Below are 23,719 nucleotides of genomic sequence, written 5' to 3' on the forward strand. Positions count from 1 at the left end.
CCTAATGGATGGCGAAGCGAACTTGCGTGAGGGGCCGGTCCGTCCCCGTCCGGTTGTCGTGGTCACAGGGGCATCCGCCGGGGTTGGCCGGGCCATCGCCCATCGTTTCGGCCGTGCCGGTTACTCCATCGGTCTGATCGCCCGAGATGCTGAAGCTCTCGAGGATGTGCGGCGCGAGATCGAGGACGTCGGAGGACGGGCGGTCGTGATGCCTCTGGATGTCGCGGATGCCGGCGCCGTCTTTGCGGCCGCGGACCGTATCGCATCGACGCTGGGTCCGATCGACATATGGATCAACGACGCGATGGTGACGGTGTTCTCGCCGGTTTGGCGAATGACGCCCGATGAATTCCGCCGTGTCACCGAGGTAACCTATCTCGGCTTCGTGCACGGAACGATGGCCGCCCTGCGCCACATGCGGCCTGCAAACAGGGGCACGATCATCCAGATCGGATCGGCGCTGGCCTACCGAGGCATACCGCTCCAGTCGGCATATTGCGGGGCCAAGCACGCCATTCGCGGTTTCACAGATTCGCTGCGAAGCGAGCTGAGGCACGAGCAGAGCAGGATCAATTTGATGATGCTCCAGCTGCCGGCGGTCAACACGCCGCAATTTGATTGGGCGAGGGCGCATATGCCGCGGACGCCGAGGCCGGTGGCCCCCGTGGTCGAGCCCGAGGTCATCGCGAATACAGTGTACGATGCAGCTCAAAGGCCGGCGAGGGAGTATTGGATCGGTTTCAGCACCCTAAAGGTTATTCTTGGCAACATGATCTTGCCGGGGGGGCTGGATCGCTATCTCGCACAAACCTGTATCAGTGGCCAACAGACGGATCGCCCGATCGATCCAAGCCGGCGGGACAACCTCGAGCAGCCCGTACGCGGCCTTCATCGCACCAGGGGGAGCTTCGCTTCGGAGGCGACCGATAGCGTCTTTGCCGGGCCGGCAAGCATGTTGCGGCTTGCGCCGATCGTGGCGCTGTTGGGGACAGCTGCCTTGGCCGTGGCGGCAGGTCGCGGCTCTCGAAGCCCGAGAACCGGATATCGTCGACGTCAACGCAACGCCCCACTTGGATGAGAGCTTCCTCGTGCCGACGAAGTTCATCGAGGATTATGGCCTGATCGGAGACGGTCAGACTGCTGCCCTCGTTCATCGCGACGGTTCGATCGAGTGGCTGTGTTGGCCTCGCTTCGATTCGGACGCCTGCCTTGCGGCCTTGCTCGGCACGGACGCGCATGGTTGTTGGAAGCTCAAGCCGGTCGAAGCCGGCACTTCATCGCATCGCCGCTATCGCACGGATACGCTCATCCTCGAGACGGAGTTTGAATTGACGACAGGTCGTGTCCGTCTGATCGATTTCATGCCTATCGAGGACAACGCCTCTGCCGTGATCCGGATCGTTCGGGGCCTTGCGGGAAAGGTCAAGCTGCGCAGCGAGCTGGATCTTCGCTTCGACTATGGATCCTTGAGACCTGCAGTTGAGATCGATCGACAACAGGCCGTCGCCTTCGTGGGACCGGATGTTGTCGTTCTGCATGCACCGGCACAGCTTTCGCTGCAAGGCTCCTGTATCGTATCGGAAGTGGAGGTGAGTGAAGGCGAGCAGATCGCATTTTGTCTCCGATACGGCAACGCAACGTGTGCACCACCTCGGCCGCTTGACGCGGGGGCAGCGCTGCGAAAGACGGAGGAGTATTGGCTCAATTGGATCGCGAAGTTCTCGATTGAAACACGATGGCCAGAGGCCGTCAGACGCTCCCTCCTAACGCTCAAGGCGATGATTTTTCGCTCCACGGGCGGCATGATTGCCGCTCCAACCACATCTCTGCCCGAGGCACCGGCCGAGGACCTGAATTGGGACTACCGCTATTGCTGGCTGCGCGATGCAGCGTTTTCGACAACGGCTCTGCTTGATGCCGGCTATCTCGATGAAGCTAAGGCGTTCCGCGATTGGCTTCTCCGCGCTGCGGGTGGCGAACCCGACAAGATCAGGATCATGTACCGGGTCGACGGCTCGCGTCGCTTGGAGGAATGGACCGCACCCTGGCTGCCGGGGTTCAGAGGCGCAAAACCGGTGCGAATTGGAAATGCCGCTGCGGCGCAGCGACAGGTCGACATCTACGGCGAACTCCTGGATTGCGTGGCTGCCGCAGCGAAAGCGGGCGTAGCGCCGACCGAACGTGAAGCCGATCTGGTCGCTTCCGTGATCGCGCACGTCGAGCTGGTCTGGGACCGGCCCGGCCATGGGTTGTGGGAATTGAGAGGAAGTCCGCAGCACTATACCTATTCCAAGGTCTCCGCCTGGGTCGCGGTGGATCGGTTCGTTCGCCGCCGCGATCTGCACCAGACCGCAGACGACTCGTTCCTTGACCGGATGATAGGCCTGCGGAACCGGATGCATCGCGAAATATGCGAGAAGGGAGTCGACCCCGAACGGGGGGCATTTGTCGAATACTACGGGTCTGATGGACTGGATCCGAGCTTGCTGAACCTCCCTCTGGTGGGATTTTTGCCTGTCACGGACGAGCGCGTCGCAAGGACGATCGCCGCGATAGAACGCGAACTGGTCCACGAGGGTTACGTCCACCGCCGGTCGTCAAGCGCAATCCGTGAGGGCGCATTCCTTGCGTGCAGCGGATGGCTTACCGAATGCCAGCTCATGCAGGGAAGACGCGCAGAAGCGGAAAGGACCTTTGAGCATCTCTTGCGAGCCCGCAGTGACTTAGGACTTTTGGCCGAGGAGTTCAACGTCCGGGATCGACGGCTTGCTGGCAATTTTCCCCAGGGACTGAGCCATCTGGCGTTGGTCCGCGCCGCTCTTCGATTGGAGAATAAGGCCTCGAACCCGGGTGATGGACATGGACAATAGTCGTACATGTCAAAGAGGAACCGCGGCGGTCCGACAGCGTACTCTCCCCAGAGCCGGGGCGGTTCCAGTCGGTCCCCGGGTTATCGAGAAACAGCTCCAATGCAGGATGGTCAGGCGAAGGGCCCTCTTCCTTTGCGGTCGATTGCCATTAAAGGCCTCGGGCCGACCGAGGCTGCATCGAACAAGCTGTTGCGTTGCATTCCAAGCTCGGAGCTGACTGCGCTTCGCTCGATCGGGACAGACATCGAGCTCAAGCCCCGTCAGGTCCTTCATCATTGGCGGTTGCCGATGGAGCACGTCTATTTCCTTGAAAATGGGCTCGTGTCAGTCTCCGCCAAAGTTGAATCCAGTCGCTTTGTCGAGGCGTGGTTGGTCGGCTCCGAGGGAATGATCGGGGCCCCTTCCGTGCTGGCGCCGGACGATCCGACGCCGCCGCACCGCCGCGTCGTTCAGGTGGGCGGAACGGCGCTGCGAATTCCCGTGGCCGCTTTCCACGAGGCCCTTCACGACCTTGTGGTTCTTCGTGGCATGATCCTTCGTTACATCAACCTTGTCTTGTTTCAGACGGCGCAAGTGGGTGCGTGCAATTCGCTCCATTCCGTGAAGCAGCGACTTGCCCGCTGGCTTCTCGTTGCGGCAAACGCGATGGACTCCAGCGAATTGCCGATCACGCATGCCGTCTTAGCTCAATTGCTCGGGATTCGTCGTGCCAGTGTCAGTGAGTGCCTCGAAACCTTCGAACAGGCTGGGATCATTCGCAACACACGGGCCGCCATAACTCTGGTCGACCGGGCTCAGCTGGAGCAGCTGGCATGTTCGTGTTCTGGATTGATACAGCGCGAGTATGATCGCCAGATCGGCTGTTGCCTGCAAGAGTAAAGATTAAATTTCTGGTTGGGCCTGACGAACCACGTTCCACGGCAAGAGAGATGGCTTGATGCCATTACTGCCAGCTGACGGCAACCACCACCTCCAAGAGTGAAGAGAGAAGTCTCAATGGAACAGCCGGCTTTTGTGCCGACCACGGGCCTCAGTGTCACTTTGCATGTACCGTCTGCGGATCTCGAACTTGTCAGACGCCTTTCATCAGAATTGTGCGACCCCCTGCAGAACAACAGGAGGCCGCCCATTTTGAGAGAGCCTACGAGCCCGTGCTGCCATTCATCACGGGACCGAACAACTCCCACGACTTGCCATTGAACCTCATGAGTTGAAGTTGCTGAATGGGGGCGAAATCGGACGCGCTGGTGCTGATTGTTATTCCGGGCAAAAGCAGGCCGGGATCGAAACTCTTGAGATTTGCTGCTTGCTTCATGACGTTCTTACGGGTGAGATCGTCTCCGCACGCCTTGATTACGTGAACGAGCGTACGCGCAACCGCATATCCAACCGCCGCTCCGGCGTCCGTCTTGTCAGCTTCTGGCATGTACTTGTCGAGGAACGCAGCCCATTCCTTCGAGTCGGGTTGGTTCAACCATTTCGGATCGGTCTCGTCTTTCATGTAGGCCGCCGAAATGAGGCCCTTGGCATTCTCCAGACCAGCTGGCTTGAGAACAGAGCCGACGGAGGCGCTCACATTGTTCAGAATAAACAAGGGATCCCATTTGAGCTGACGCACCTCTTTGATCGACTGCGCGGCGAATTTGGGTGTTGCGATCACAAAAAGAGTATCTGCACCGCTGGCCTTCAGATTGACGATATGCGACGAAATCGTCGGCTCAGACACCTCGTAGCTGTCCTTCGCAACGATCATGCCTGGCTTATTTCCCAAACCGTCGCTTAGCCCCTTCAAGTAGTCCTTGCCGTAGTCATCGTTCTGATACAACACGGCGATCTTCGCGTCGGGTTTTTGCTGAATAATGTAGCGAGCGTAGATGCGGGCCTCAGCCTGATAGCTCGGCTGCCAACCCATGGTCCAAGGGAAATGCTCAGGATCTGCCCATTTTGTTGCGCCAGTTGCTACGAACAGCTGCGGAACCTGCTTTTGGTTCATGTAGTGTTGGATTGCGCTGTTCGTCGGCGTACCAAGTGAATTGAAGATCAGCAGTACGCCGTCGCTTTCGACCAGCTTGCGCGCCTGCTCAACTGTCTTTGGCGGGCTGTAGGAGTCGTCGTACGAGATAAAGTCGATTTTTCTGCCATTGATGCCACCCTCGTCGTTCACCTTGCGGAAATAGGCAGCTTCGACACGCCCGATAATTCCATAGGCAGAGGCTGGTCCGCTATAGGGCATGATGTTGCCTATTTTAATCTCCGCGTCAGTCGCGCCCGTGTCGTAGTTCTTACCAGCCGCCTCGGCGAATCCCATCGAGGCGGCGAGGGAAATGAGCGCAACCAGTGCGCTGAAGCGCTTGGGGGTAGTAATCATCTGTTACACTCCTTTGAATGACCCCTGCATTTCGATGGCGCAAAATCGCTCAGCCGCCCGGCCAGTCCGACCCGCATGTCGCGGAAGTCAACTGATTCTGGGCGGGCGCTGAGGCGGATGACGCCCAACCTTTCGCGGAGATGCTGCAGCGGCGCCCAGTCGCATTGAACGAATTGAAATGGAGGTCGTTCGTTTCTCCAAAGGGAGATGTCCTTATGGTTCCGCACTGGCTCCACGCTCTCGCGCTCGGTTGTCTGGTCCTCGGATTTGCATGCACAATTTTCATTGCGATCGACACAATGCGCCATCCCCAGCGGATGTGGATCATGAATCTTGTCTGGCCAGTCAACGGTCTGTTCGGTACCGTACTGACCTTGTGGCTGTACTACAGGTTTGGACGCCTCGCGGCGCGCGATGCGACTAGGGGCAAGCCATCAAACGGAAGAAAGCCGACTCCGTTTCCCGTCATGGTCGCCAAAGGTGCCATGCACTGTGGAGCCGGATGTACTCTGGGCGACATTATCGCTGAAAGTCTCGCGCTTGCGTTTCCAGTCATTGCGATCTGGGCTGGTTGGAAAACCCTGTTCTCAGAAAAAATGTTTGCGGTCTGGATCGTAGATTATCTCTTCGCTTTCTTGCTCGGCGTCGCCTTTCAATATTTCACCATCAAGCCAATGCGCGACTTGTCGCCAATGGCGGGGATTGCTCAAGCCGTGAAGGCAGACACGTTGTCCCTGACCGCATGGCAAGTCGGCATGTACGGATTCATGGCGATTGCGCAGTTCGTGATCTTCAGGAATGTCTTCAGTGTGAGGCTGGAGCCGTCAATGCCGGAGTTCTGGTTCATGATGCAGATCGCGATGATCGCGGGATTTCTCACGAGTTATCCTGTGAATTGGTACCTGATAGAAGCCGGCGTCAAAGAGCGAATGTAGGATTGGTGAACTCCGCGCACGTGTTACGGAACGCAACCGAACTCTTCGCCGAAAGTTCACCGACCGCTCTCTCGAAATTGTAGTCTGCTGCAGCATATTTTCGCGATTACATTGGGCTCCGAAAAATCAGGGCTTATTGTCGATGGCACGGCGCGGGGCAGTGAGGGCATTGAACATATTGCGGAAGCGCGGCCAGCCCAACGCGCGTCCGCTGGCGTTGGGCGCCGGGCACCTTGGCGTTAGATCGACGAGTTACCACCGATGATGCGCGCGGATTACGCCGCGATGATGATGGCGATGGGACCTTGGAGCCCAGCCGTAGCTGTGACGCCATGGGTGTAGGCGCCGGACCGTATATCCCCACGGCCTCGGAGCCGACCAGCCGTAGCTATAACGCCAAGGGCGCGGTCCCCAGGCGTACGGTCGCGGGGCCCAGCCATATCCGCCCCAGTAAGGCGTATAGGTGTATGCTGGATAGTATCCACGATAACCATATGGGCTGTAGGCGTACCGGTAGCCGAAGTACGGCGGCTCATAATAATAGGGGCCAGCAATGGCGGAGCCGATCAGCGCTCCCGCAAGTAATCCCGCGCCGATCCCCCAGCCGCCACGCCAGCGCACCTGTGTGACATTGTCCTGCACCGCCGACTGAAGCTCCGGCGCGCGCGCCGCCGCCGAGAGCGCTGTCAATGGTGCGGCCTGCGTACTGCAGAGTGGAGAGATCGCGATCAAACCGGCGAGAGAAAGGGCAAGTGTGAGTCTCCGCATCTGTGGCTCCTGTGATTTCAGAGTGCGGTCTCAACATCAGCGTTCGATCTTGGCTTCTAGAGTCAAGAGCCGCGGACACTATGTCGCGCCGATCGCCGATGGCAGATTGGGGAGTGTACGACACCGTACCAACTACAATACCGCTCGCACGGTTTGAAGGTGTTCTTGGTCATGTGACCTGCTTACTCTCACGCTCCAAGAAGGCCTCGACATAGATCATGCGGACGGCAACAAGCAAAACGGCCATCAAAGGCGTGGCCACGATCAATCCGATCAGACCAAAAAGCGTCCCCAGAACCGTCTGGGAAAGTATCGTGAGTACCGGCGGGAGAGAGATCGTCCTCCTCTGAATCCAACCGGCGCCACCCTCGGACTGAGCTGGCTACCGGTCTAGGCGTCGCTAGGCTTCATCATACTACTCCGTGGCTCCCTCACTTGTTCTTGCCGTGACGCAAAACTTGGATCCCCAGGCCCCGGCCCGGGGGCCAGACTGAGCGTTGAAATGGCTGATAGAGTCATAAGGAGAGCGCATGAGGCGTGTTCTAATCTCAGGCGTCGGGGTCGCAGGGCCGACCCTTGCCTATTGGCTGAGGGAGGCGGGCTTTGAACCAACACTCCTTGAGCGAGCACCTGCTCTGCGCAGCGGGGGCTATGTCATCGACTTCTGGGGGCTGGGCTACACCATTGCCGAGCGGATGGGATTACTTGCCGAAATCAATCGCGACGGCTACCACGTCCAAGAGTTGAGGATCGTGGATGAAGCCGGCCATCGGCTGGCGGGCTTCGGTACCGCCGTCTTCGCCGAATTGACAGGCGGACGATACATCACCCTTCAGCGCAGTCGCCTCTCGCATCTGCTGTATGAGCGGATCGACGGCGACGTTGAAGCCATTTTTGGAGACGAGATCACGCTCGTTGAAGAGAAACTCGATTGCGTCGAGGTCCAGCTGAAGCATGGTGGCAAGCGCAGGTTCGATCTTCTCATTGGCGCCGACGGACTGCATTCGGCGGTGCGCAAGCTCGTCTTTGGACCGCAGAGGAAGTTCGAGCGCTATTTGGGCTATGTGGTGGCGGCCTTTGAGGCTCGCGGCTATCGACCGCGCGACGAAGACGTCTATTTGATCCACGGCCAACCGGGACGGATGATCGGTCGCTTCACGCTGCGCGACGATCGGACTCTGTTTCTCCTCGTGTTCGCCGCCGATCGCACCACGTTGCCGGAAGCGCCAGAGGCGCAGAAGATGTTCCTGCGAAGAATCTATGGCGAAGATGGCTGGGAGTGCGATCGGATGCTTGCCGAACTCGAGCGCGCCGGCGAGCTTTACTTCGACGCCGTCAGTCAGATGGATGCCGAATTGGTCACGAGGGCGGGTGGCTCTCATCGGTGATGCAGCCTTCTGCGTATCGCTGCTGGCAGGCCAGGGGTCGGCGTTGGCGATGATTTCAGCCTATGTGTTGGCCGGCGAACTCGCTGACGCTGGTGACCGATATACCGAGGCGTTTGCTCATTACGAGACCCTGATGCGGGGCTATATCGAACGAAAGCAGCGTGGCGCCCAACGCTTTGCCGGAGCGCTGGCGCCGCGGACGCCCTTGGGGATGATCTTTCGCAACCTCGTGGTCCGGAGTTTCTCCGTACCCGGGTTGGTAAGATTGGTAATCGGAAGAGACATCGCCGACGAGCTGGAACTCCCCAGCTATCGCTGGCCCGAGCACCAGATGCGCGCCCAACACAGAGACCCAACTATCAGCATGTAGAACTACAGCGGCCGCGCTGCGACCGAATTAGCCCGATTCGTCACCAGGAACCGGTTTTCGGAGCCAGCAGTTGATGACGTTGTATCGTGAGCAATAGGGACGAGATGCCTTCAGTTCTGACTTACGGCGCCAAAAAGGCGTTGATCGGAGGCCGGGTCAACTCGTCTGCGGAGGAGCGCAAGGTCAGCCTTCTCGCTCTTTGTGGTCTTGCCTTGGTCATTGGCGTCATGACTGGACTTGGCGCCGTTGGCTTTCGCGCTCTGATCAGCGTCGTGCACAACCTTTCGTATAAGGGCGCGCTAAGTATCGTTTACGACGCAAACATCAGCCAGGGTCCCAGTCCTTTCGGTGCGTATGTCTTTTTTGCTCCAGTGATCGGCGGTCTCATCGTCGTCTTTCTAGTCAGGCGCTTCGCTCCGGAGGCGAAAGGTCATGGCGTACCGGAAGTGATGGACGCCATCTTCTACAAGCGCGGAAAAATTCGCGGCTCCGTCGCTTTGGTAAAAGCGTTGGCGTCAGCGGTTTCCATCGGAAGCGGCGCCGCCGTCGGCCGCGAGGGGCCTATCATACAGATAGGCTCCGCCCTCGGCTCAGCCTTTGCCCAGCTCATTGGTCTCTCAACCCGGCAAAGGATCACGCTGCTGTCCGCCGGTGCCGGTGCAGGCATTGCCGCAACTTTCAACACTCCGCTCGGCGGCGTGCTGTTTGCTCTTGAAATTCTCCTGCCGGAAGTGTCGAACCGGACATTCCTTCCGGTCGTCGTCGCCACAGGCGCTGCGACCACCATCGGGCGCGTGCTGATCGGTCCGGATCCGGCCTTTGCAGTGCCGGATGTCCCGTTCAGCATGGTTGCATCGTTCAATGGGCAGGAAGCGATAGCATTCATCACGCTCGGCGTAATCTCTGGAGCCGCGGCCTGGGCGTTCATCCGTCTGCTCGTGTTGATGGAAGACGGTTTTCCGAGGTTATCCAAGAACGAGTATGTGCAGAACATCATTGGCATGTCCTCCGTTGGTCTGATGATGGTGCTGATGACCCATACGTTCGGACACTCGTATATCGACGGGGTGGGGTATTCGGTCATTCAGGAGATATTGGATCACAAGATGGCCGCGGCGGGGCTCTTGGCGCTGCTTTTCGTGCTGAAGCTGCTCGCGACTACGGTCAGTCTGGGCTGCGGGGCGTCGGGTGGAATCTTTTCGCCATCGCTTTACCTCGGCGCTACCCTTGGGGCCGCTTTTGCCGCCGCAAGCGGTCCGATATTGCCGCATTCGGGGCTGACGCCCTCTTCGGCGGCGATTGTCGGGATGGCGGCGATTGTCGGCGCGGGGACGGGAGGCGTCATGACTGCAATCGTCATGATTTTCGAAATGACCCGTGATTATGCAATCATCGTTCCTGTGATCGTCGCGGTGGCTTTGGCGGCGGGTGTCAGGAGGGCCCTCGTCAACGAAACGATCTACACGGTCAAACTGCGGCACCGCGGGCATCGCATTCCCAAAGAACGACATATCAATCTCTATCTCGTGAAGCAGGCTCAAGACATAATGGAGAAGCGCTTTATCGTTGCCCGGGTTGGCACCACACTCGAACAGGCAATGGCGGCAGAAGATATCGATCACGCACTTCCTATCATTGTCGAGCGCGAAGGTCGGATTGTGGGGCTCATTCCGCCGCGTTCGGGCTTATGGCCGGAGTCGCAGTCGAATCCGGCTCTCGTCGTCGAGCATTTCGTCGAGCGGCGGATGGTCATTTGCCGCGACCAGGACCTCTTGAGCTTAGTTTTCGCCAGGCTGAAACGCCATCGGGCGGGTGCGGCGGTCGTTGTCCGCTCCGCTTCGCGCCCCCGGGTGAGCGATATCGTCGGCGTCCTCACGAAAAGGGTGATTGCAGATGCCGTCATCGACAGCTACGAGGATTGAGCCCCATAATCGAGCCGCGTCGCCCCGGCGCTCAGGCCATTGAGCCGAGACCTATTGTCCTACCGTCCGCTTTGCGACCCATCCCAAAGTCGAGCCTTGAATGATGATGCTGAACAAGACGACTGCATAGGTCGAAGCCAGGATGGCGGCCTTGGCCGGACTATCCGGCACCGAAAGCGCCAGTGCGACGGAAATCCCGCCTCGAACGCCGGCCCAAGTGAGAAAGGGAGCGTTGCGCAGGGAAAGCAGCTGAGTCCATCCAAACAGAAACGGCTGGACTGACACAGCGACAAACCGGGCGAAGAGAACCATGGGAACGGTGGCTGCCGCGAGACCGAAGCTGCGGACATCAAAGCGCAATATCAAGGTTTCGAGCCCGATAAGCAGGAAAAGGACCGAGTTGAGGATCTCGTCGATGAGCGTCCAGAGCGCGAAGAGATAGCGTTGGGTCGTCTCGCTCATTGCATATCGCGGTCCGCGGTCTCCGATGAGCAGACCTGCGGTGACCATAGAGAGGGGGCCGCTGACGTGCAGATGTAGCGCAAGTGCGTAGGTTCCGGTCACGAGCGCGAGAGAGATTAGGACTTCAATCGCATAATCGTCGATGAGCCGCATGGCGCGATAGACAACATAGCCGGTCACCAATCCCAGCGCTATTCCGCCACCAGCTTCGCGAACCAGCAACTCAGCGACATCGGCAGCGGACACTTGAGCGCCGTCACCGGGGCCGGCAAAGCGAAGCATGATCGTGAACAGAACAATCCCGACCCCATCGTTGAACAACGCCTCGCCCTCCGTCTCGATCTGCAGCTCTTTCGGCACGTTGGTGTTGCGAAGCGTGCTGAGGACGGCGACAGGGTCCGTCGGGCTGATCAAGGCGCCGAACACGAATGCCCACGCCAGCGAGACGGGTAGGTCCATGAACCCGCAAATGGTCCAGAACATCAGTCCGACAAGGGCCGTCGAGATTGAAGTGCCGAAAACAGCCAGAAGAAGCACCGGAAATGCACGGCTCCTGAGTGTCTCGAGATCCACGTGGAGAGCGCCGGCGAACAGCAGAAATGCAAGCATGCCGTTGACTACGACTTCCGCAAAGTCGATCTGCCGAAGCCCGTCAGAAAGCTGCTCCAGCAGGTGAACTGTAGGAATTGCTGCATCCAGGCCGATCATGAGCAATGATGTCAGCACACTCATCACGAGGAGGCCGACGCTGCGGGACAGCGGCAGGAATTTGTGATTGAGCCAACCGAAGGCTGCTGAGAGCGTCAGCAGAACGGCGGCGATATCCATCAATGAGGGCACAGGTGTTCCGTCGTTCTTGCGAGAGTTTCGGCGCGTCTCAATCGCACACTTGGCGCGTCGGGATATCGGCGCGTTGTGTTTGGCGTCCGCGATGAATGATCGCGACGTATATTGACTACATCCTCATTCACTCCGCATTCATTGGATCAACATTGAACTGCCAATGTGGGCATACGACAAGGAAAAATCATGAAGAAACTCGCCTATGGTCTCGCGGATGCAGCTTCGCTTGGGGCAACACAATTCCTGGTTCATGCGAACGCGACGGCGGCACCTCCGGTCGACGCTACGGCAGCGAGCGAGACGCTCTAGGATGATCATCACCATCATCGGAGGCTCTGCACGGTGAAGACCATAGTCAAGCGCGGGTATCACGGTCGGCGAATCGTCAAGCACGTGCGTCTCTGTCGATAGGCGCGAACGAAGGGGGCCGCCGATGCGGCGGCCCTCCAAACTGACGAGCTTCGCACAAAGCGGGCAGATGTTGTTGAAAGTCAGCTGTGCTCTGAAGGCAACGTGCTTACGTCGGAAGCTGACGCCGCAAAGCCCGCGATAAGCGTCGAGCCGCGACCTTCAAGGCCACAGCGCCGACGGCCACAACCAACATGCCGAGCAGGAGCAGCGCCCACATAGTATCCATGATGAGACAGTCTCCTGTCTCGTCGGACTTCAAAAGCTGATCCGGCGACGTTTATGGCCGATAGTCGGTTCGATGTTTTGCAATCAAGCAACAGCAAAGGCCGAGAACAGCAGGCAGGCAACGTAGACGCAAGCGAGGCAAATGCCGGCGGTTCTGACCGTGCTCTCATCGACGTGGGACCGCTGCCGGCCCGCAAGCTTGGGTAACTTTTCGTAGCGTGCAAACAACCGTCGCCCCATGCGGCCTCGGAACAGTACGTTTCTCATACGTGCCCCCGTTAGCTGATCGGCTCCAGTGGGCGGAGCCGCGACGGCCGGTCCCATCACACGAGCAGCGTTGGTGTAACTCGCACAAAAAAGATAGTCTGCGCGACACAAATGGGCAGTCGGGAGATGAGCGCACTTGGTCGGGAAAGTCCTGACGTCAATCGCCGCCATATACTTCGCCGGGATGGCTCAGACTTGATCCACGCCTTTCCCAGGATGACCTAGCCACCCTAATGCGACGCCATAGCGCACGATGTCGGCCCGCGTGAACAGCCCAAGTTTTTCCACGGCCCTCGCCTTGTAGGTTTCGACTGTCTTGATGCTGATGCTCAGCTGATTGGCAATCTCCTTGTTGCTGAAACCCTGTGCGATCAGTCTGAGAACCTCGCTTTCGCGCGGAGTCAATTCGCTGGTTGCGGCGGTGCCCGAAGACGAATGGGCGCCCTGCCTAGACGGAAGAGCCTTCTCCGCGATTGCGGGGTCCAGATACAGTCCGCCTCCGGCTATCGCGCGGACGGCGCGCTCGAGTTCGTCGGCCGCCGAGCGCTTCAACAGATAGCCACGGGCTCCCGCCTGCAGCATGGGTTGGACGTAGGCGTGATCCTCGTGCACGGTCAGCGCGAGCAGACGGACCTGGGGCAATTGAGTTGCCAGCGTGCGGGCGACTGCCAGCCCGCTGACGCCCGGCAGCGAAATATCCAGGATGGCAATGTCGGGTGTGGTCTGCCGGATGACGTCGAGCGCGGTCTGTCCATCGGTGGCTTCGCCAACGATTTCGATGTCCAGCACGTCCTGAAGCAAGGCTTTCATACCGGCCAGGACGAGCGGATGATCGTCAGTCAACGTGATCCGGATCGGGCACATAGCCCATCTCCTCTACTGGCAGCGGAATTCTCATGAATAGCGATGTGCCGTGGCTGGGTTCGGATTCGATCGCCAACGATCCGCCCAACAGCGTCAAGCGCTCTTCTATGACGGAGAGGCCCAATTTTGCATGGCGGCCGTCACTACGGGAGAACCCCTTAAGGTCGAAGCCGTTGCCGTCGTCTTCGACGACGATCCTCAGCTCTGTTGCCCGCCGATCAATCACCACACTGACGTTTCGCGCGCGGGCATGCTTGACCACGTTGTTGACTGCCTCTTGGACCGCCCGATAGGCCGCTATTTCGACGTCCTGGCCGAGGCGATTCCTTTTGCCCAGCGGTTGAAAATCGACACTCATCCCGAACCGGCGCTGGATTTCGGCACAAAACGCTTCGAGAGCCTTGTACAGGCCGAGATCGTCAAGAGCCGTCGGCCGCAGATCCGCGGCGACTTGATGGATATCCCGGCCGATCCCCCTTGCCAGCCCTTGCAGCCAATTGAGCTTTTCCAAACCGAGCTTGCGCTTCTGGCTTGCGCCGAAGAACGGCTCGAGGCCCTTCAGGCCGAGAAGGAGCCCCGTGACCGTCTGGCCGATCTGGTCGTGGAGCTCTCTTGCGATCCGACGGCGCTCGTTCTCCTCCGCCTCCGAAAGACGTCGGAGCAACTGCTGCCGTTCCAGCTCGGCTCGCTTGGTCTCATCGATATCCAGGATGACCCCGTATACAACGTCCAGATTGTTTTCGTCGAGCCTGGAGAGGCGTCCGCTGGCTCGCAGCCACCTGCCATGAGGTGGAGCGGTACGAAAATCGGCGATTGCGACGTTACCCGAACGGCAACTGAGCAGCGACGCCTCAAACTTCTGTTGGTCAGCAGGATCGATGCCGCTCAGCATCCGCTCGACGGGCAGGCTCATGTCGCCGTCGGAGCGCGAGCCTTCGATCTGGAGCATCTCGCGTGCGCGGGGCGATACCAGCGCTTCTCTGGTCGTAAAATCCCAACTGAATACGCCGAGGTCTGCCGCATCGATCGTCAGCCTGCGTCGCTCCTCACTGGCACTGAGCGCCAATGCTGCCTGCGCCTCTTGCTCTCGCCGGCGAAGCGAGATGTCGCGGATCGTGTACCACGCCAGTGTGAGGGCCAGTACGAAGCTCAGGACTCCTCCGCCGGCGAGAAACATCGCAGAGCGCTGCACCGGACCGTTGAGCTCCTGCGTCGGTATTCCAAAATGAACCGACCATCCGCTGGTTCCTGGAATGACCTTGTAGATCGAATCGACCTGGTCGCCGGCGGGTGTGGTCTTGACGTAATTTCCTTCCGGCGCGGAGGCGATCGCTTTGCGCACCGTGGCGCTTGCGGACTGCCCGAGTTCGGATTGCTCGCCGAAGGTCCGGGCCACGATATTGCCCTTGCCGTCGACGACGAAGCCCACCCAACCTGCCGGTGCTCCTGCGCTTTTCAAGATCTGGTTGATCGCATCGGGCACCAGAGCCACGGTCAACACAAACTTCAACTGCCCGTCGCGTTCGACCGGGGCCCTGACCGCAACCACGCGCTTGCCGGTGAGAGGACTTCGGGGGCCAATTCCGCCGATCGCCGGCTTCCTCGTCTTCAGGATCTGCTCGAAATTTTCGCGATCGGCGGTGACGCGCATTCCGTCTCCGAGCGGGCGGCTAACGTCGAGCACCTGATTTCCATCGGGATCGACGAGCTGGATCGTCTGCCAAAGCAGGCGCGCTTCGTTGATGCGGGTGGCCTCGCGATAGAATGCATCAAGATCCGGCTTATCGAGCGTGGCGGAAGCTGCAAGAGTTTCGGCAATCTCGAGCTGGAGACTTATTTCGGAAGCCAAGCGGTTGACGACGTTGTCCAGCGTCTCCACCGCGGCCGTCTGAGAGCCACGACGTTGTTGCTGAGCGTTGAGAAATACGACCCACCCTGCAAAAAGCGCCAAGGGCATGGCTGCGGCAATAAAGACAAGGATCAGGGGGCGGCGGGCCGCGCGCCGGGCGCTCGACGCCGGCCGTTCCAAGCTGGCAGGCTTAAAATGAGACAGCGAAACGACCACGTTTCGGCACTTCCTCGATGCTTCTGATGCAAGTCAGGCTTTTCCCGACACGGCCGATGGTCACCCTGACTCGCAGGATGCCTCGATCCGTCTCATGCTACAGGCATTCATTGTTGCGGTCTAGAATCTGGCTTGACATGGAACATTCATCAGCGCCGCGGCTGTTGCTCGATGACAAACTCAACGTGGGGCCGCCCAGCGAACATGACGCTCTTTGCGACCTTTGCCGCAACGAGCTCGTGGCACGGCTGTCGGCGTCGTCGCGGTCTCGCCTGCTCGATAGCTGCGAGACGGTGCCTCTGAAAAAGGGACAAGTTCTCCACGATCGCGGCGTACCTTTGCGATACGCTTACTTCATCGAGTCGGGCGGATGTTCCGTCACGACCCGGGCAGGCGACTGCTCGCCCGTCGAGATCCATACCCTCGGAAGGAAGGATTTCGTCGGCTTGCCTCTTGTCCTCGGTATCCAAGTTTCGCCGCATCGCTGCAGCGTACGAGTGTCGGGTCAAGCGCTGCGTATCCCGTCCGAGCAGCTGATCCCCTTGATCAAACGAGACGTCGAGATCGAGAAGCTGCTTCTCGGCTATGTGCAGGCGACGCTGATTCACAGCTCGCAATTGTCGGCTTGCAATGCCAGGCACTCGCTGCACCAGCGTCTGGCGCGCTGGCTGCTGGTCGCAAGTGACAGGTTCGGGTCTCTCGAGGTGCCTTTCACGCACAGCTATATCGCCAATGCGCTCGCGGTCAGGCGCGCCGGGGTTACTGTTGCTCTGGGAGATATGGTGCGCGAAGGTGTGATCACATGTAGGAGAGCGGGATTGGTTGTGATGGATTCGACTAGGCTCAAGACGATGTCGTGCGATTGTCAGAGCATCATTCTCGCGGCGCACAACCGCCCTTGTCCGGTGCCGCCCCTGCGTATCGCGTATTCTCGGTAGCGCAGCTGCGGTCTGGTTCACTCGTACGGTAGCGAACAGTGCCGACAGTTCGTAATAGGTTAGCAAAGAGGCGGGGAATGTCGTCGCAAGAGATCAAGATGCGAACTGACGCTGAGGTCCTGGTGGCCGCCTTGGAGGAGGCCCAACGAATCCTCGCTGCTTACGAGAACCCCGGCTGCCATCGGACCAGAGATGACATCATCGCCATGGTCGAGTTCATCATTTGCAATCCTTCCGTCACACGCGCAATGCTTCGCCAAAAGATGCGCAGCCGCCTCAAGCTGGTCGGATGAAGGTGCGCCGGCGTAGCTCGAATCGGGCGATACGAAACTTCCGATCGCGACACGAGTTGACGATGATCCGACAACAGAAGGAGAAATCGTTGTGAAAAAAATGCTCTGCATTATTGCATCAGCGATGCTGCTGGCCGCACCGGCCATGGCGCAGGCCGCCCAGAATGGTACGACTGCTACAGCACCCAATTTGCAGTCGACGACCGCTTCGACTGCGTCAATGCACAAGCAAGGCGAATGGCGTGCATCGAAACTCGTCGGCGTGAACGTCTACAACAACAGCAATGAGAAGATCGGCGACATCAACGATCTGATCCTGGATTCCAGCGGTCGGGTTGCCGAAGTGGTGATCGGGGTGGGCGGCTTTCTTGGAATGGGCGAGCACAATGTTGCCGTAGCCTTCGATCAGCTGAAATTCTCGAAAGAACCGGTGAATACGGCGTCGAACGATGCTGCCGGCAAGACCGGAAACGCAGGCTCGGTGACGACGGGAAGCGCGTCGACGTCGGCAAATCGCAATGGCAACTGGTATCCCGATCACGTGGTGCTGAATGCCGACAAGGACCAACTGAAGAAGATGCCAGAATTCAAGTACTGAGATCGATCACGGTCGCACTTTTATCGCTGGCTGGTGAGGCGGTGCCATCGAGGAGGGCGCCGCCTTTTCGGCTGTCCTCGAGAGTGTGATCTAGTTCGTTTGCGTTGATACGAATGCAGTCTTGAACTTCCAGTTTGAATCGATCAGCTTGCACGGCGCTGGCTGAGGTCGATGATGCTTGATGAAGAGCTGTCGGAAGACGTAACGGAGCTGGTGCGCCGCTACATCCACTCTGTGGCGCAGCTGGAAGCTCTCTTGTTTCTCCATAAATGGCCCAATGAGAGTTGGGAGATGGAAACTCTTGCTGCGCGCCTTTACGCAGGCAAGGCGGAGATGGCCAATGCTTTGGCGTCCCTCAAGCGGGACGGTTTTCTGCGCAGCGACGGAGAGATCTACACGTTTGCCCCCCAAAGCGAATTGCGGCCCGTGGTGGATCGCCTGGCGAGGGCATATTCGCGCCACCTGATCCGAATCACCAACATCATTCACGGCAAGCCGCGTCGCATCCAGGAGTTCTCCGACGCCTTCAGGATTCGAAAGGACTAGCGATGGCCGCGGTGATTTACAGTCTTTGCGCAATCACGAGCGGCTTCTGTGCTTGGCTGCTTGTTCGGGCATATGTCGGTAGCAGGTCGAAACTGCTGCTATGGAGTGCGATCTGCTTCGCGGGCCTGACCCTGGAAAATGCTGCTCTGTGGATCGACAAGATCGTATTTCCTCAGATCGATCTTTCCACCTTGCGTCTATCGATAGGGCTTTTCGCGATGACCGTCTTGCTGATCGGCATGGTGTGGGAGGCAGAGTGATGGACCATCTGAATCCAGTTTTATCGGGAGCGACGGCCTTCGCGTCGCTTCTGGCGAGCATATATTTTCTGAAGTTCTGGCGTAAGACCGCGGACCTCCTTTTCCTGTTCTTCGCCGCAGCTTTTGCGATCGATGCCGTTGCGAGGTTCGTCTTGGCGGTGGTGCAAGTGACGAATGCGAGCGAGCCCATATACTTTATCCCGCGGCTGATCACGTTCACCCTCATTGCACTTTCCATCGCTGGGAAGAACGCGTTGCCGAAGAAGCGAGAATGAGACGTGCATCTCATGCCGGGCGGCCGCAGCTCGAGATTGGCGTGGCGTCGAACTAGTTGGTACAGTTCCGTACCATTTGACGCCGATCTGCCTTGTCTCCCGATTGATCAATGGTGGCCGTGGCAAGATAATGCGGTGGGGGGATTTCATGATCAGCACATCTAACCAATCGGGACAGAACGCATTTCCGCAGGCGTACTGCCTGTCTTGCGAGGAAAGGACGCCACACAGGCATGAACGACTGGCCGTCCGGGGGGCGCAGGTGGCGCGCACGATTTGTCTTAGCTGCAACGCAGAGCGCGGTGGCATCACGCCGGGCAAGCAGGTTGTCGAGCCCCGTTAACGACCAGGCCGGTTTGGCGGCCGGCCATACAATGTCATCTAGCAGATAAGGCAACTCTGATGTGCCCCGACAGCTGCGCTCGATGTGAGGCCTGAGCAATTTTCCGGGAGCGGCTGGGGTAAAGTCGGAGCGATGCCCATATCGTATAAGCAGTTCTTCCGCTATGGCATCTTCGGCTTGGCGGTAGCCGCGATCGTGGCATTCGGTATATCCCCCTTTACCGGTGGAATCGTACAGCAGTGGTCGCGCAGCGATGTCGAGGCCAGATCCAGGCTGGTTTTCAACGCCATCGGGCCGTTGCTTAGCCGTGACGTGGAAGACCGGGCCTGGGATCGCCTCGCGGATCTCTTTAAGCGGGTGGCCCTCGACAAGAAGATTCTCGCGGTCGGGTTTTGCGATCCGGCAGGATCGTTGATCGCGCCGACGCCGGAAATGCCGGCGAACTTTTCCTGCGAGAAGTCTGCCAAGTCCGATAGCGAAAGTTTCGCGAGCATAAGCAGCGGCGGGCGGCGGATCCTCGTCGCTGCCTTCCCGGTCCAAAGCAGCCGGGGCCGGTCCTATCTCGTCATCCTGACCGATCTCAGCTTCGCGGCCGCACGATCCAGCCAAGTGCTGGCATATCTCCTCGCTGCGCTTGCCAGCGTCGTTCTGGTTCTGACCGTCGGCACGATCATCTTCGCCGTTCTGATGATGCGAGGGTGGATGGACGCCCTTCGACGCGCGGTCGATGAGGTGCGTCAAGGTGCTAGAGGAGGGGCGCTGGAGCTGAGAGGCTCGTCGATTGATCGCGAAATTCACAAGCTGTTGCGCCATGCCGATCACGTCCCGCATACGAACCAAGTTGAGTGGACGCCAAAGTCGCTTCAAGAGGTGCTGAAAGGCATCTTGCCGGGGGCCGAGGTTCTCGTCGTTTCCAATCGGGAGCCCTACATCCACAACGCGTCGGAAACGGGGAGGGTGGTGCAGCGGCCGGCAAGCGGCTTGGTTTCGGCGCTGGAGCCGATCATGCGGGCCTGCGGCGGCACGTGGATCGCCCACGGCAGCGGCAGCGGCGATCGGGAGGCCGTCGACGAGAACGATAGAATCCGCGTGCCCGAGGCTGCCCCTGCTTATACGCTTCGACGGATATGGATCTCCGAGGAAGAGCAGGACGGCTACTATTACGGTTTCGCCAATGAAGGGCTCTGGCCGTTGTGCCACATCGTGTTTGTGCGGCCGACATTCAGGCTGAGCGATTGGCAGATGTACCGTCAGATCAACCAACGCTTTGCCGATGCCGTCGTCGGGGAGGCGCGTTCCGAGGACCCCGTCGTGCTGGTCCAGGATTATCACTTCGCGCTCGTTCCGAGAATGATCCGCGAGCGCTTGCCGAAGGCGACGATCATCACGTTCTGGCACATTCCCTGGCCGAATGCAGAGACCTTCGGCATATGTCCATGGAAGCGGGAGATCATCGAGGGAATGCTCGGCAGCACGATTATCGGATTCCATACTCAGTTCCACTGCAACAATTTCATCGAGGGTGTCGATCGCTTCGTGGAAAGTAGGATCGATCGCGAGGTGCAGGCGGTCACTCTTGGGGGACACGAGACTGGGATCCGCGCCTATCCAATCTCGATCGAATGGCCGCCGAGAGAGCTGGAGAAGCTGCCTGCTCCATCGGAATGCCGATCCAGTGTCGTCGCGCAGTTCGGGCTCGAGGAAGGCACCCGGCTCATCGTCGGCGTCGAACGTTTCGATTACACCAAGGGCATTCTTGACCGCATGCGTGCCGTGGATGCGCTCCTGTCGCGAAATCCGGCCTGGAGAGACCGGCTTGCATTCGTTCAGGTCGCCGCGCCGACGCGCAGCAAACTTACTTCATATTCGAAGCTCCAAGCCGAAGCAGAGGCGCTGGCCGCCGAGATAAATCAGCGGCATCCCGGTCGCCGACCCGTGATTCACCTGATCGCGCGGCATTACGAGCCTTCGGACGTCTTTCGCTTGTTCAGAGCAGCCGATGTCTGCGTCGTCAGCAGCCTGCACGACGGGATGAACCTCGTTGCGAAGGAATTCGTCAGCTCGCGAGAGGACAATGCCGGGGTCCTCATCTTGTCAAGCTTCACTGGCGCGTCGCGAGAATTGTCCGAAGCGATCATCGTCAATCCCTATGACACGGAAGAAATGGCGTCGGCGATTGAAGTCGCACTGATGATGCCGGTCCAGGAACAGGCCGAGCGAATGAAGCTCATGCGGCAGCAAGTCAAGGAGCATAACGTGTATCGCTGGGCAGGAACAATGCTGGTTGACGCGGCGAGAAGTCGGACCCGCGAGCGTGTTCTTGGTCTAGCTGCCAAGGCCCGACTGGACGCTGAACTGATTTGCCCTGTTCCCTGAACTCAATCTTTCGAAGAAACACGGTACCATAGCGCACCGTCCTTCTTTCCACGGCAAGCAGCCAGCGTGCACGTTATGGTTCACGAACACCTGGCGACGGGGCAGGGAAAGCAAGACGGGCATCAATGTCGTTATCGGAACTGTCATGATCGCAGCTGCTGCCGTCTTGATCCTGATCGGACGCCCAAACCGCGCGGGTGAACAGCCGAAATTTCTACGTTTCGAAGCAGCGGTGGTCCTCTATCCGCCGGTCATCCTTTCGTTTCTCGGTCTTGGCGCGGCCGCTTTGATGTCGGGTTTGCTCACAGGATAGGCCGTCGATCGCTTGCCGAGCGGCGTCCCGGAGTCTTCTGCCGTTTTCGTACCTAACAATCATGTTGCCATTGTCTGGCATGCGCTGTCTTGCGTGTAGCGAAGCGCCCGAGGATCAATTTCGGCGGACTTTCGGGAAGCTAGCCAAGGTCCTAGCTACCAGGAACGATCCCCTCCTCGGCCGGTTGCTCAGCGGCGGACATCCGCATTGCAGAGCGGCGTCGATATGTCCGCCTCATCCAATTGGAACGAGCGAACAACCGAGAGGAGGATTTGCACTATGAAAGGAATGAAGAGCAGGTTTTTGGCCACGACAGCGATAGTGCTCGCCAGCATAGGCCTTGCCTCTGCGCAGGGCGTGAGCGGAGGAGCGGCGGGGAGCGGAACGGTTGAAAAAGGAATGTCGGATGGCCATGCCGGTGGGACGGGCAGCGGCGCTTCCGGTCGGGAAGGCGCTTCCCACCACGAGGAAATGACACAAGGCCGAGGATCAGAATCTCGCGAGACTGGGCGGGCCGAAGCCCCCTCCGCAGGAAGCAGCGAGGCCAGTCGCGCGCAGAGCCAACAATCCGGCTCGCATGAGCGTGGCCGCGCCGAAGGCTCGCGGGAGAGCGGCAACGGGCAGACGGCTGACCGCGAAAATAGGCGCCACTCAGGGGACTCCAGCAAGGAGCATGCAGCCAGCACGGAGGAGCGCGATAGTAGTAAGGACCGTGTCCAGCAACACGGCCAAGAGGAGAAGGATCAAGCAGCCGGTCAGACCAAGTCCAACCGTGACAGCGAGCAGCGAGCGGACGGCCGTACGCAGGAGAAGGGCAAGAGCGACGCTAAGGCTGATAACAAGACAAACAACCAGCAGAGCGGACCCGGCCAAACTGCACAGGAGCAGAATTCGAGCTCGGGCAGCCAGGACGCGGCACAGGGCGGCACTGACGCGCAGGGTCAGGTCCATCAGGCCACGGCAAGCACCCAGACCCAGAGTGGCAAGCAGGTGACGGCGGAGCAGCGCACGACGCTGCAACAGTCGGTCCTGCAGACCAGCAAGGCTCCGCACGTCAATGCGAACGCGATCAATTTCCAGGTTCGCACCGGCATCGCCGTCCCTTCCAGCGTGACGGTCGCCTCGGTCTCGACTTATCCGGCGCTGATCGATGTTTTCCCCGCATATCGCAACGATAGCTTCTTCGTCGTGGAAGACGAGGTCGTGATTGTCGACCGTGATCGTCGCATCGTCGACGTGGTGCCGGTCGGTCCTAATGCCCACTTCGCCGGCGGTGCCAACCATGGTGGCGGCGCGAGCAGCGGCAGCAGCACTGCAGCGGTCGTCGATCTGCCGGCCGACGACATTCGCGTCATCCAACGCGTGTTGATCGACCGTGGCATTCTGCATGGCGAGGCGGACGGCATTTGGGGCCCGGAGACGCGCGAGGCAGTCACCGTCTATCAGCGGCAGCAAGGGATCGCGGTGACGGGCAACATCGATATGCGCACGGTATCGTCGCTTGGCGTCTCCAGCCGGTTGAGCCAGCAGGCAACCGAAAGGATCCAGTCACAATCCTCGTCGGCCAATGCCCAGAACTCGGCTGAGACCCAGCAACCCGCAGGCAGCCAAGCCGCCGCCGCTCAGGGACAATCCGGGACCGGCTCCGCTCAAGGCCAAGCGGGTCAACCGTCCAACCAGCAAAACGCCGGCACCGCACCAACGACGCTGCCGTCGAACCAGAAGAATATGGCCGGGCAGGCGTCCAGCCAGAATTCCGGCCAGGCGCAGAACCGGCCGTCTTCAACGACGGGACAGAAACCACCTAATCAGTCGAATACGATTGGTCAGGCTAATCAGCCGTCGCAGAGTGGAAGCTCGTCGGAAGCTAATCAGGCGTCTGCGAACCGTAGTACGCCGGCGGGCGCGTCGACAGATTCGGGTTCGAGCAAGAAATAGGCGGCGACCGCGCGCAAGGGGTCTTGCTTCGGCTGGGCCCCTCGCGCGACGAAGCTCCTCAAGGTTCTTTTGCGACAATGC

The 23,719-nt window shown here is 59.4% G+C and carries 21 protein-coding genes; 17 read left to right on the top strand and 4 right to left on the bottom strand.

Going from position 1 to position 23,719, the window contains the following annotated elements; genetic code table 11:
- Positions 1-4: 4 nt before the first annotated feature.
- The 3 genes from ACNJX9_RS17275 to ACNJX9_RS17285 all read left to right on the top strand — a co-directional run bounded on the left by ACNJX9_RS17275 (position 5) and on the right by ACNJX9_RS17285 (position 3,749).
- Entirely contained in the window at positions 5-1,078 is a 1,074-nt protein-coding gene (locus ACNJX9_RS17275; RefSeq protein ID WP_439409679.1) for an SDR family oxidoreductase, read from the top strand.
- A 10-nt stretch (positions 1,079-1,088) separates the two neighbouring features.
- On the top strand, positions 1,089-2,870 hold the full coding sequence (locus ACNJX9_RS17280; RefSeq protein WP_439409681.1) for a glycoside hydrolase family 15 protein: 1,782 nt from the start codon (positions 1,089-1,091) through the stop codon (positions 2,868-2,870).
- Positions 2,871-2,969: 99 nt separating this feature from the next.
- Positions 2,970-3,749, top strand: coding sequence for a Crp/Fnr family transcriptional regulator (locus ACNJX9_RS17285; RefSeq protein WP_439409682.1), 780 nt, complete (start codon positions 2,970-2,972; stop codon positions 3,747-3,749).
- Between the two features lie 262 nt (positions 3,750-4,011).
- Here ACNJX9_RS17285 and ACNJX9_RS17290 read toward each other — a convergent pair whose 3' ends face one another.
- Positions 4,012-5,238 (bottom strand): ABC transporter substrate-binding protein, encoded by a 1,227-nt coding sequence (locus ACNJX9_RS17290; protein WP_439409683.1) that lies wholly within the window; start codon positions 5,236-5,238, stop codon positions 4,012-4,014.
- Positions 5,239-5,453: 215 nt separating this feature from the next.
- On the opposite strand from ACNJX9_RS17290, the gene ACNJX9_RS17295 reads away from it, so the two are divergent.
- From ACNJX9_RS17295 to ACNJX9_RS17310, 4 genes are all read left to right on the top strand, one after another.
- Complete coding sequence (locus ACNJX9_RS17295) at positions 5,454-6,173, top strand: DUF4396 domain-containing protein (RefSeq protein WP_439409684.1); 720 nt, start codon at positions 5,454-5,456, stop codon at positions 6,171-6,173.
- A 1,298-nt stretch (positions 6,174-7,471) separates the two neighbouring features.
- A complete protein-coding gene (locus tag ACNJX9_RS17300; protein WP_439409685.1) occupies positions 7,472-8,329 on the top strand; it encodes an FAD-dependent monooxygenase in 858 nt (285 codons plus the stop codon).
- Positions 8,313-8,699, top strand: coding sequence for a hypothetical protein (locus ACNJX9_RS17305; protein ID WP_439409686.1), 387 nt, complete (start codon positions 8,313-8,315; stop codon positions 8,697-8,699). The genes ACNJX9_RS17300 and ACNJX9_RS17305 overlap by 17 nt, the downstream gene beginning before the upstream one ends.
- A gap of 104 nt (positions 8,700-8,803) precedes the next feature.
- Positions 8,804-10,621, top strand: coding sequence for a chloride channel protein (locus ACNJX9_RS17310; protein ID WP_439409687.1), 1,818 nt, complete (start codon positions 8,804-8,806; stop codon positions 10,619-10,621).
- 51 nt (positions 10,622-10,672) lie between these two features.
- Here the strand turns inward: ACNJX9_RS17310 and ACNJX9_RS17315 are convergent, their stop codons facing one another.
- Entirely contained in the window at positions 10,673-11,923 is a 1,251-nt protein-coding gene (locus ACNJX9_RS17315; RefSeq protein ID WP_439409688.1) for a cation:proton antiporter, read from the bottom strand.
- A gap of 189 nt (positions 11,924-12,112) precedes the next feature.
- Between ACNJX9_RS17315 and ACNJX9_RS17320 the strand changes: the two genes are divergently transcribed.
- Positions 12,113-12,235 carry a hypothetical protein gene (locus tag ACNJX9_RS17320; protein ID WP_439409689.1) on the top strand — a complete coding sequence of 41 codons (123 nt, stop codon included), beginning with the start codon at positions 12,113-12,115 and terminating at the stop codon, positions 12,233-12,235.
- A 783-nt stretch (positions 12,236-13,018) separates the two neighbouring features.
- Here ACNJX9_RS17320 and ACNJX9_RS17325 read toward each other — a convergent pair.
- Both ACNJX9_RS17325 and ACNJX9_RS17330 read right to left on the bottom strand, forming a co-directional pair.
- Positions 13,019-13,693: a response regulator gene (locus ACNJX9_RS17325; protein ID WP_439409691.1), complete on the bottom strand. Its 675-nt coding sequence runs from the start codon at positions 13,691-13,693 to the stop codon at positions 13,019-13,021.
- Entirely contained in the window at positions 13,665-15,758 is a 2,094-nt protein-coding gene (locus tag ACNJX9_RS17330; protein WP_439409692.1) for an ATP-binding protein, read from the bottom strand. Before ACNJX9_RS17330 ends, ACNJX9_RS17325 begins: the two co-directional genes overlap by 29 nt.
- A gap of 137 nt (positions 15,759-15,895) precedes the next feature.
- On the opposite strand from ACNJX9_RS17330, the gene ACNJX9_RS17335 reads away from it, so the two are divergent.
- From ACNJX9_RS17335 to ACNJX9_RS17375, 9 genes are all read left to right on the top strand, one after another.
- Complete coding sequence (locus ACNJX9_RS17335) at positions 15,896-16,696, top strand: Crp/Fnr family transcriptional regulator (protein ID WP_439409693.1); 801 nt, start codon at positions 15,896-15,898, stop codon at positions 16,694-16,696.
- Between the two features lie 77 nt (positions 16,697-16,773).
- Positions 16,774-16,989, top strand: a complete 216-nt coding sequence (locus tag ACNJX9_RS17340; RefSeq protein WP_439409694.1) for a hypothetical protein — start codon at positions 16,774-16,776, stop codon at positions 16,987-16,989.
- 85 nt (positions 16,990-17,074) lie between these two features.
- A complete protein-coding gene (locus ACNJX9_RS17345) occupies positions 17,075-17,587 on the top strand; it encodes a PRC-barrel domain-containing protein (protein WP_439410075.1) in 513 nt (170 codons plus the stop codon).
- Positions 17,588-17,758: 171 nt separating this feature from the next.
- On the top strand, positions 17,759-18,133 hold the full coding sequence (locus ACNJX9_RS17350) for a hypothetical protein (RefSeq protein WP_439409695.1): 375 nt from the start codon (positions 17,759-17,761) through the stop codon (positions 18,131-18,133).
- A 2-nt stretch (positions 18,134-18,135) separates the two neighbouring features.
- Positions 18,136-18,393, top strand: coding sequence for a DUF5985 family protein (locus ACNJX9_RS17355; RefSeq protein WP_439409697.1), 258 nt, complete (start codon positions 18,136-18,138; stop codon positions 18,391-18,393).
- Positions 18,393-18,668, top strand: a complete 276-nt coding sequence (locus ACNJX9_RS17360) for a DUF5985 family protein (RefSeq protein ID WP_439409698.1) — start codon at positions 18,393-18,395, stop codon at positions 18,666-18,668. Before ACNJX9_RS17355 ends, ACNJX9_RS17360 begins: the two co-directional genes overlap by 1 nt.
- A gap of 475 nt (positions 18,669-19,143) precedes the next feature.
- Positions 19,144-21,387 (top strand): alpha,alpha-trehalose-phosphate synthase (UDP-forming), encoded by a 2,244-nt coding sequence (locus tag ACNJX9_RS17365; protein WP_439409700.1) that lies wholly within the window; start codon positions 19,144-19,146, stop codon positions 21,385-21,387.
- Between the two features lie 145 nt (positions 21,388-21,532).
- Positions 21,533-21,700, top strand: coding sequence for a hypothetical protein (locus ACNJX9_RS17370; protein ID WP_439409702.1), 168 nt, complete (start codon positions 21,533-21,535; stop codon positions 21,698-21,700).
- A 279-nt stretch (positions 21,701-21,979) separates the two neighbouring features.
- Positions 21,980-23,638 carry a peptidoglycan-binding protein gene (locus ACNJX9_RS17375; protein ID WP_439409703.1) on the top strand — a complete coding sequence of 553 codons (1,659 nt, stop codon included), beginning with the start codon at positions 21,980-21,982 and terminating at the stop codon, positions 23,636-23,638.
- Positions 23,639-23,719: the final 81 nt, after the last annotated feature.

Origin of the sequence: Bradyrhizobium sp. BLXBL-03 (assembly GCF_051853015.1) — a bacterium.
Classification (GTDB): Bacteria; Pseudomonadota; Alphaproteobacteria; order Rhizobiales; family Xanthobacteraceae; genus Bradyrhizobium; species Bradyrhizobium manausense.

Bases quoted from the DNA above. Each gene is read 5' to 3' on its own strand.
- ACNJX9_RS17290 (WP_439409683.1), bottom strand. From the start codon at position 5,238: ATGATTACTACCCCCAAGCGCTTCAGCGCACTGGTTGCGCTCATTTCC.
- ACNJX9_RS17360 (WP_439409698.1), top strand. From the start codon at position 18,393: ATGGACCATCTGAATCCAGTTTTATCGGGAGCGACGGCCTTCGCGTCG.
- ACNJX9_RS17350 (WP_439409695.1), top strand. From the start codon at position 17,759: ATGATGCTTGATGAAGAGCTGTCGGAAGACGTAACGGAGCTGGTGCGC.
- ACNJX9_RS17300 (WP_439409685.1), top strand. From the start codon at position 7,472: ATGAGGCGTGTTCTAATCTCAGGCGTCGGGGTCGCAGGGCCGACCCTT.
- ACNJX9_RS17340 (WP_439409694.1), top strand. From the start codon at position 16,774: ATGTCGTCGCAAGAGATCAAGATGCGAACTGACGCTGAGGTCCTGGTG.
- ACNJX9_RS17370 (WP_439409702.1), top strand. From the start codon at position 21,533: ATGATCGCAGCTGCTGCCGTCTTGATCCTGATCGGACGCCCAAACCGC.
- ACNJX9_RS17355 (WP_439409697.1), top strand. From the start codon at position 18,136: ATGGCCGCGGTGATTTACAGTCTTTGCGCAATCACGAGCGGCTTCTGT.
- ACNJX9_RS17325 (WP_439409691.1), bottom strand. From the start codon at position 13,693: ATGTGCCCGATCCGGATCACGTTGACTGACGATCATCCGCTCGTCCTG.
- ACNJX9_RS17375 (WP_439409703.1), top strand. From the start codon at position 21,980: ATGAAAGGAATGAAGAGCAGGTTTTTGGCCACGACAGCGATAGTGCTC.
- ACNJX9_RS17335 (WP_439409693.1), top strand. From the start codon at position 15,896: ATGGAACATTCATCAGCGCCGCGGCTGTTGCTCGATGACAAACTCAAC.
- ACNJX9_RS17285 (WP_439409682.1), top strand. From the start codon at position 2,970: ATGCAGGATGGTCAGGCGAAGGGCCCTCTTCCTTTGCGGTCGATTGCC.
- ACNJX9_RS17275 (WP_439409679.1), top strand. From the start codon at position 5: ATGGATGGCGAAGCGAACTTGCGTGAGGGGCCGGTCCGTCCCCGTCCG.
- ACNJX9_RS17310 (WP_439409687.1), top strand. From the start codon at position 8,804: ATGCCTTCAGTTCTGACTTACGGCGCCAAAAAGGCGTTGATCGGAGGC.
- ACNJX9_RS17365 (WP_439409700.1), top strand. From the start codon at position 19,144: ATGCCCATATCGTATAAGCAGTTCTTCCGCTATGGCATCTTCGGCTTG.
- ACNJX9_RS17320 (WP_439409689.1), top strand. From the start codon at position 12,113: ATGAAGAAACTCGCCTATGGTCTCGCGGATGCAGCTTCGCTTGGGGCA.
- ACNJX9_RS17295 (WP_439409684.1), top strand. From the start codon at position 5,454: ATGGTTCCGCACTGGCTCCACGCTCTCGCGCTCGGTTGTCTGGTCCTC.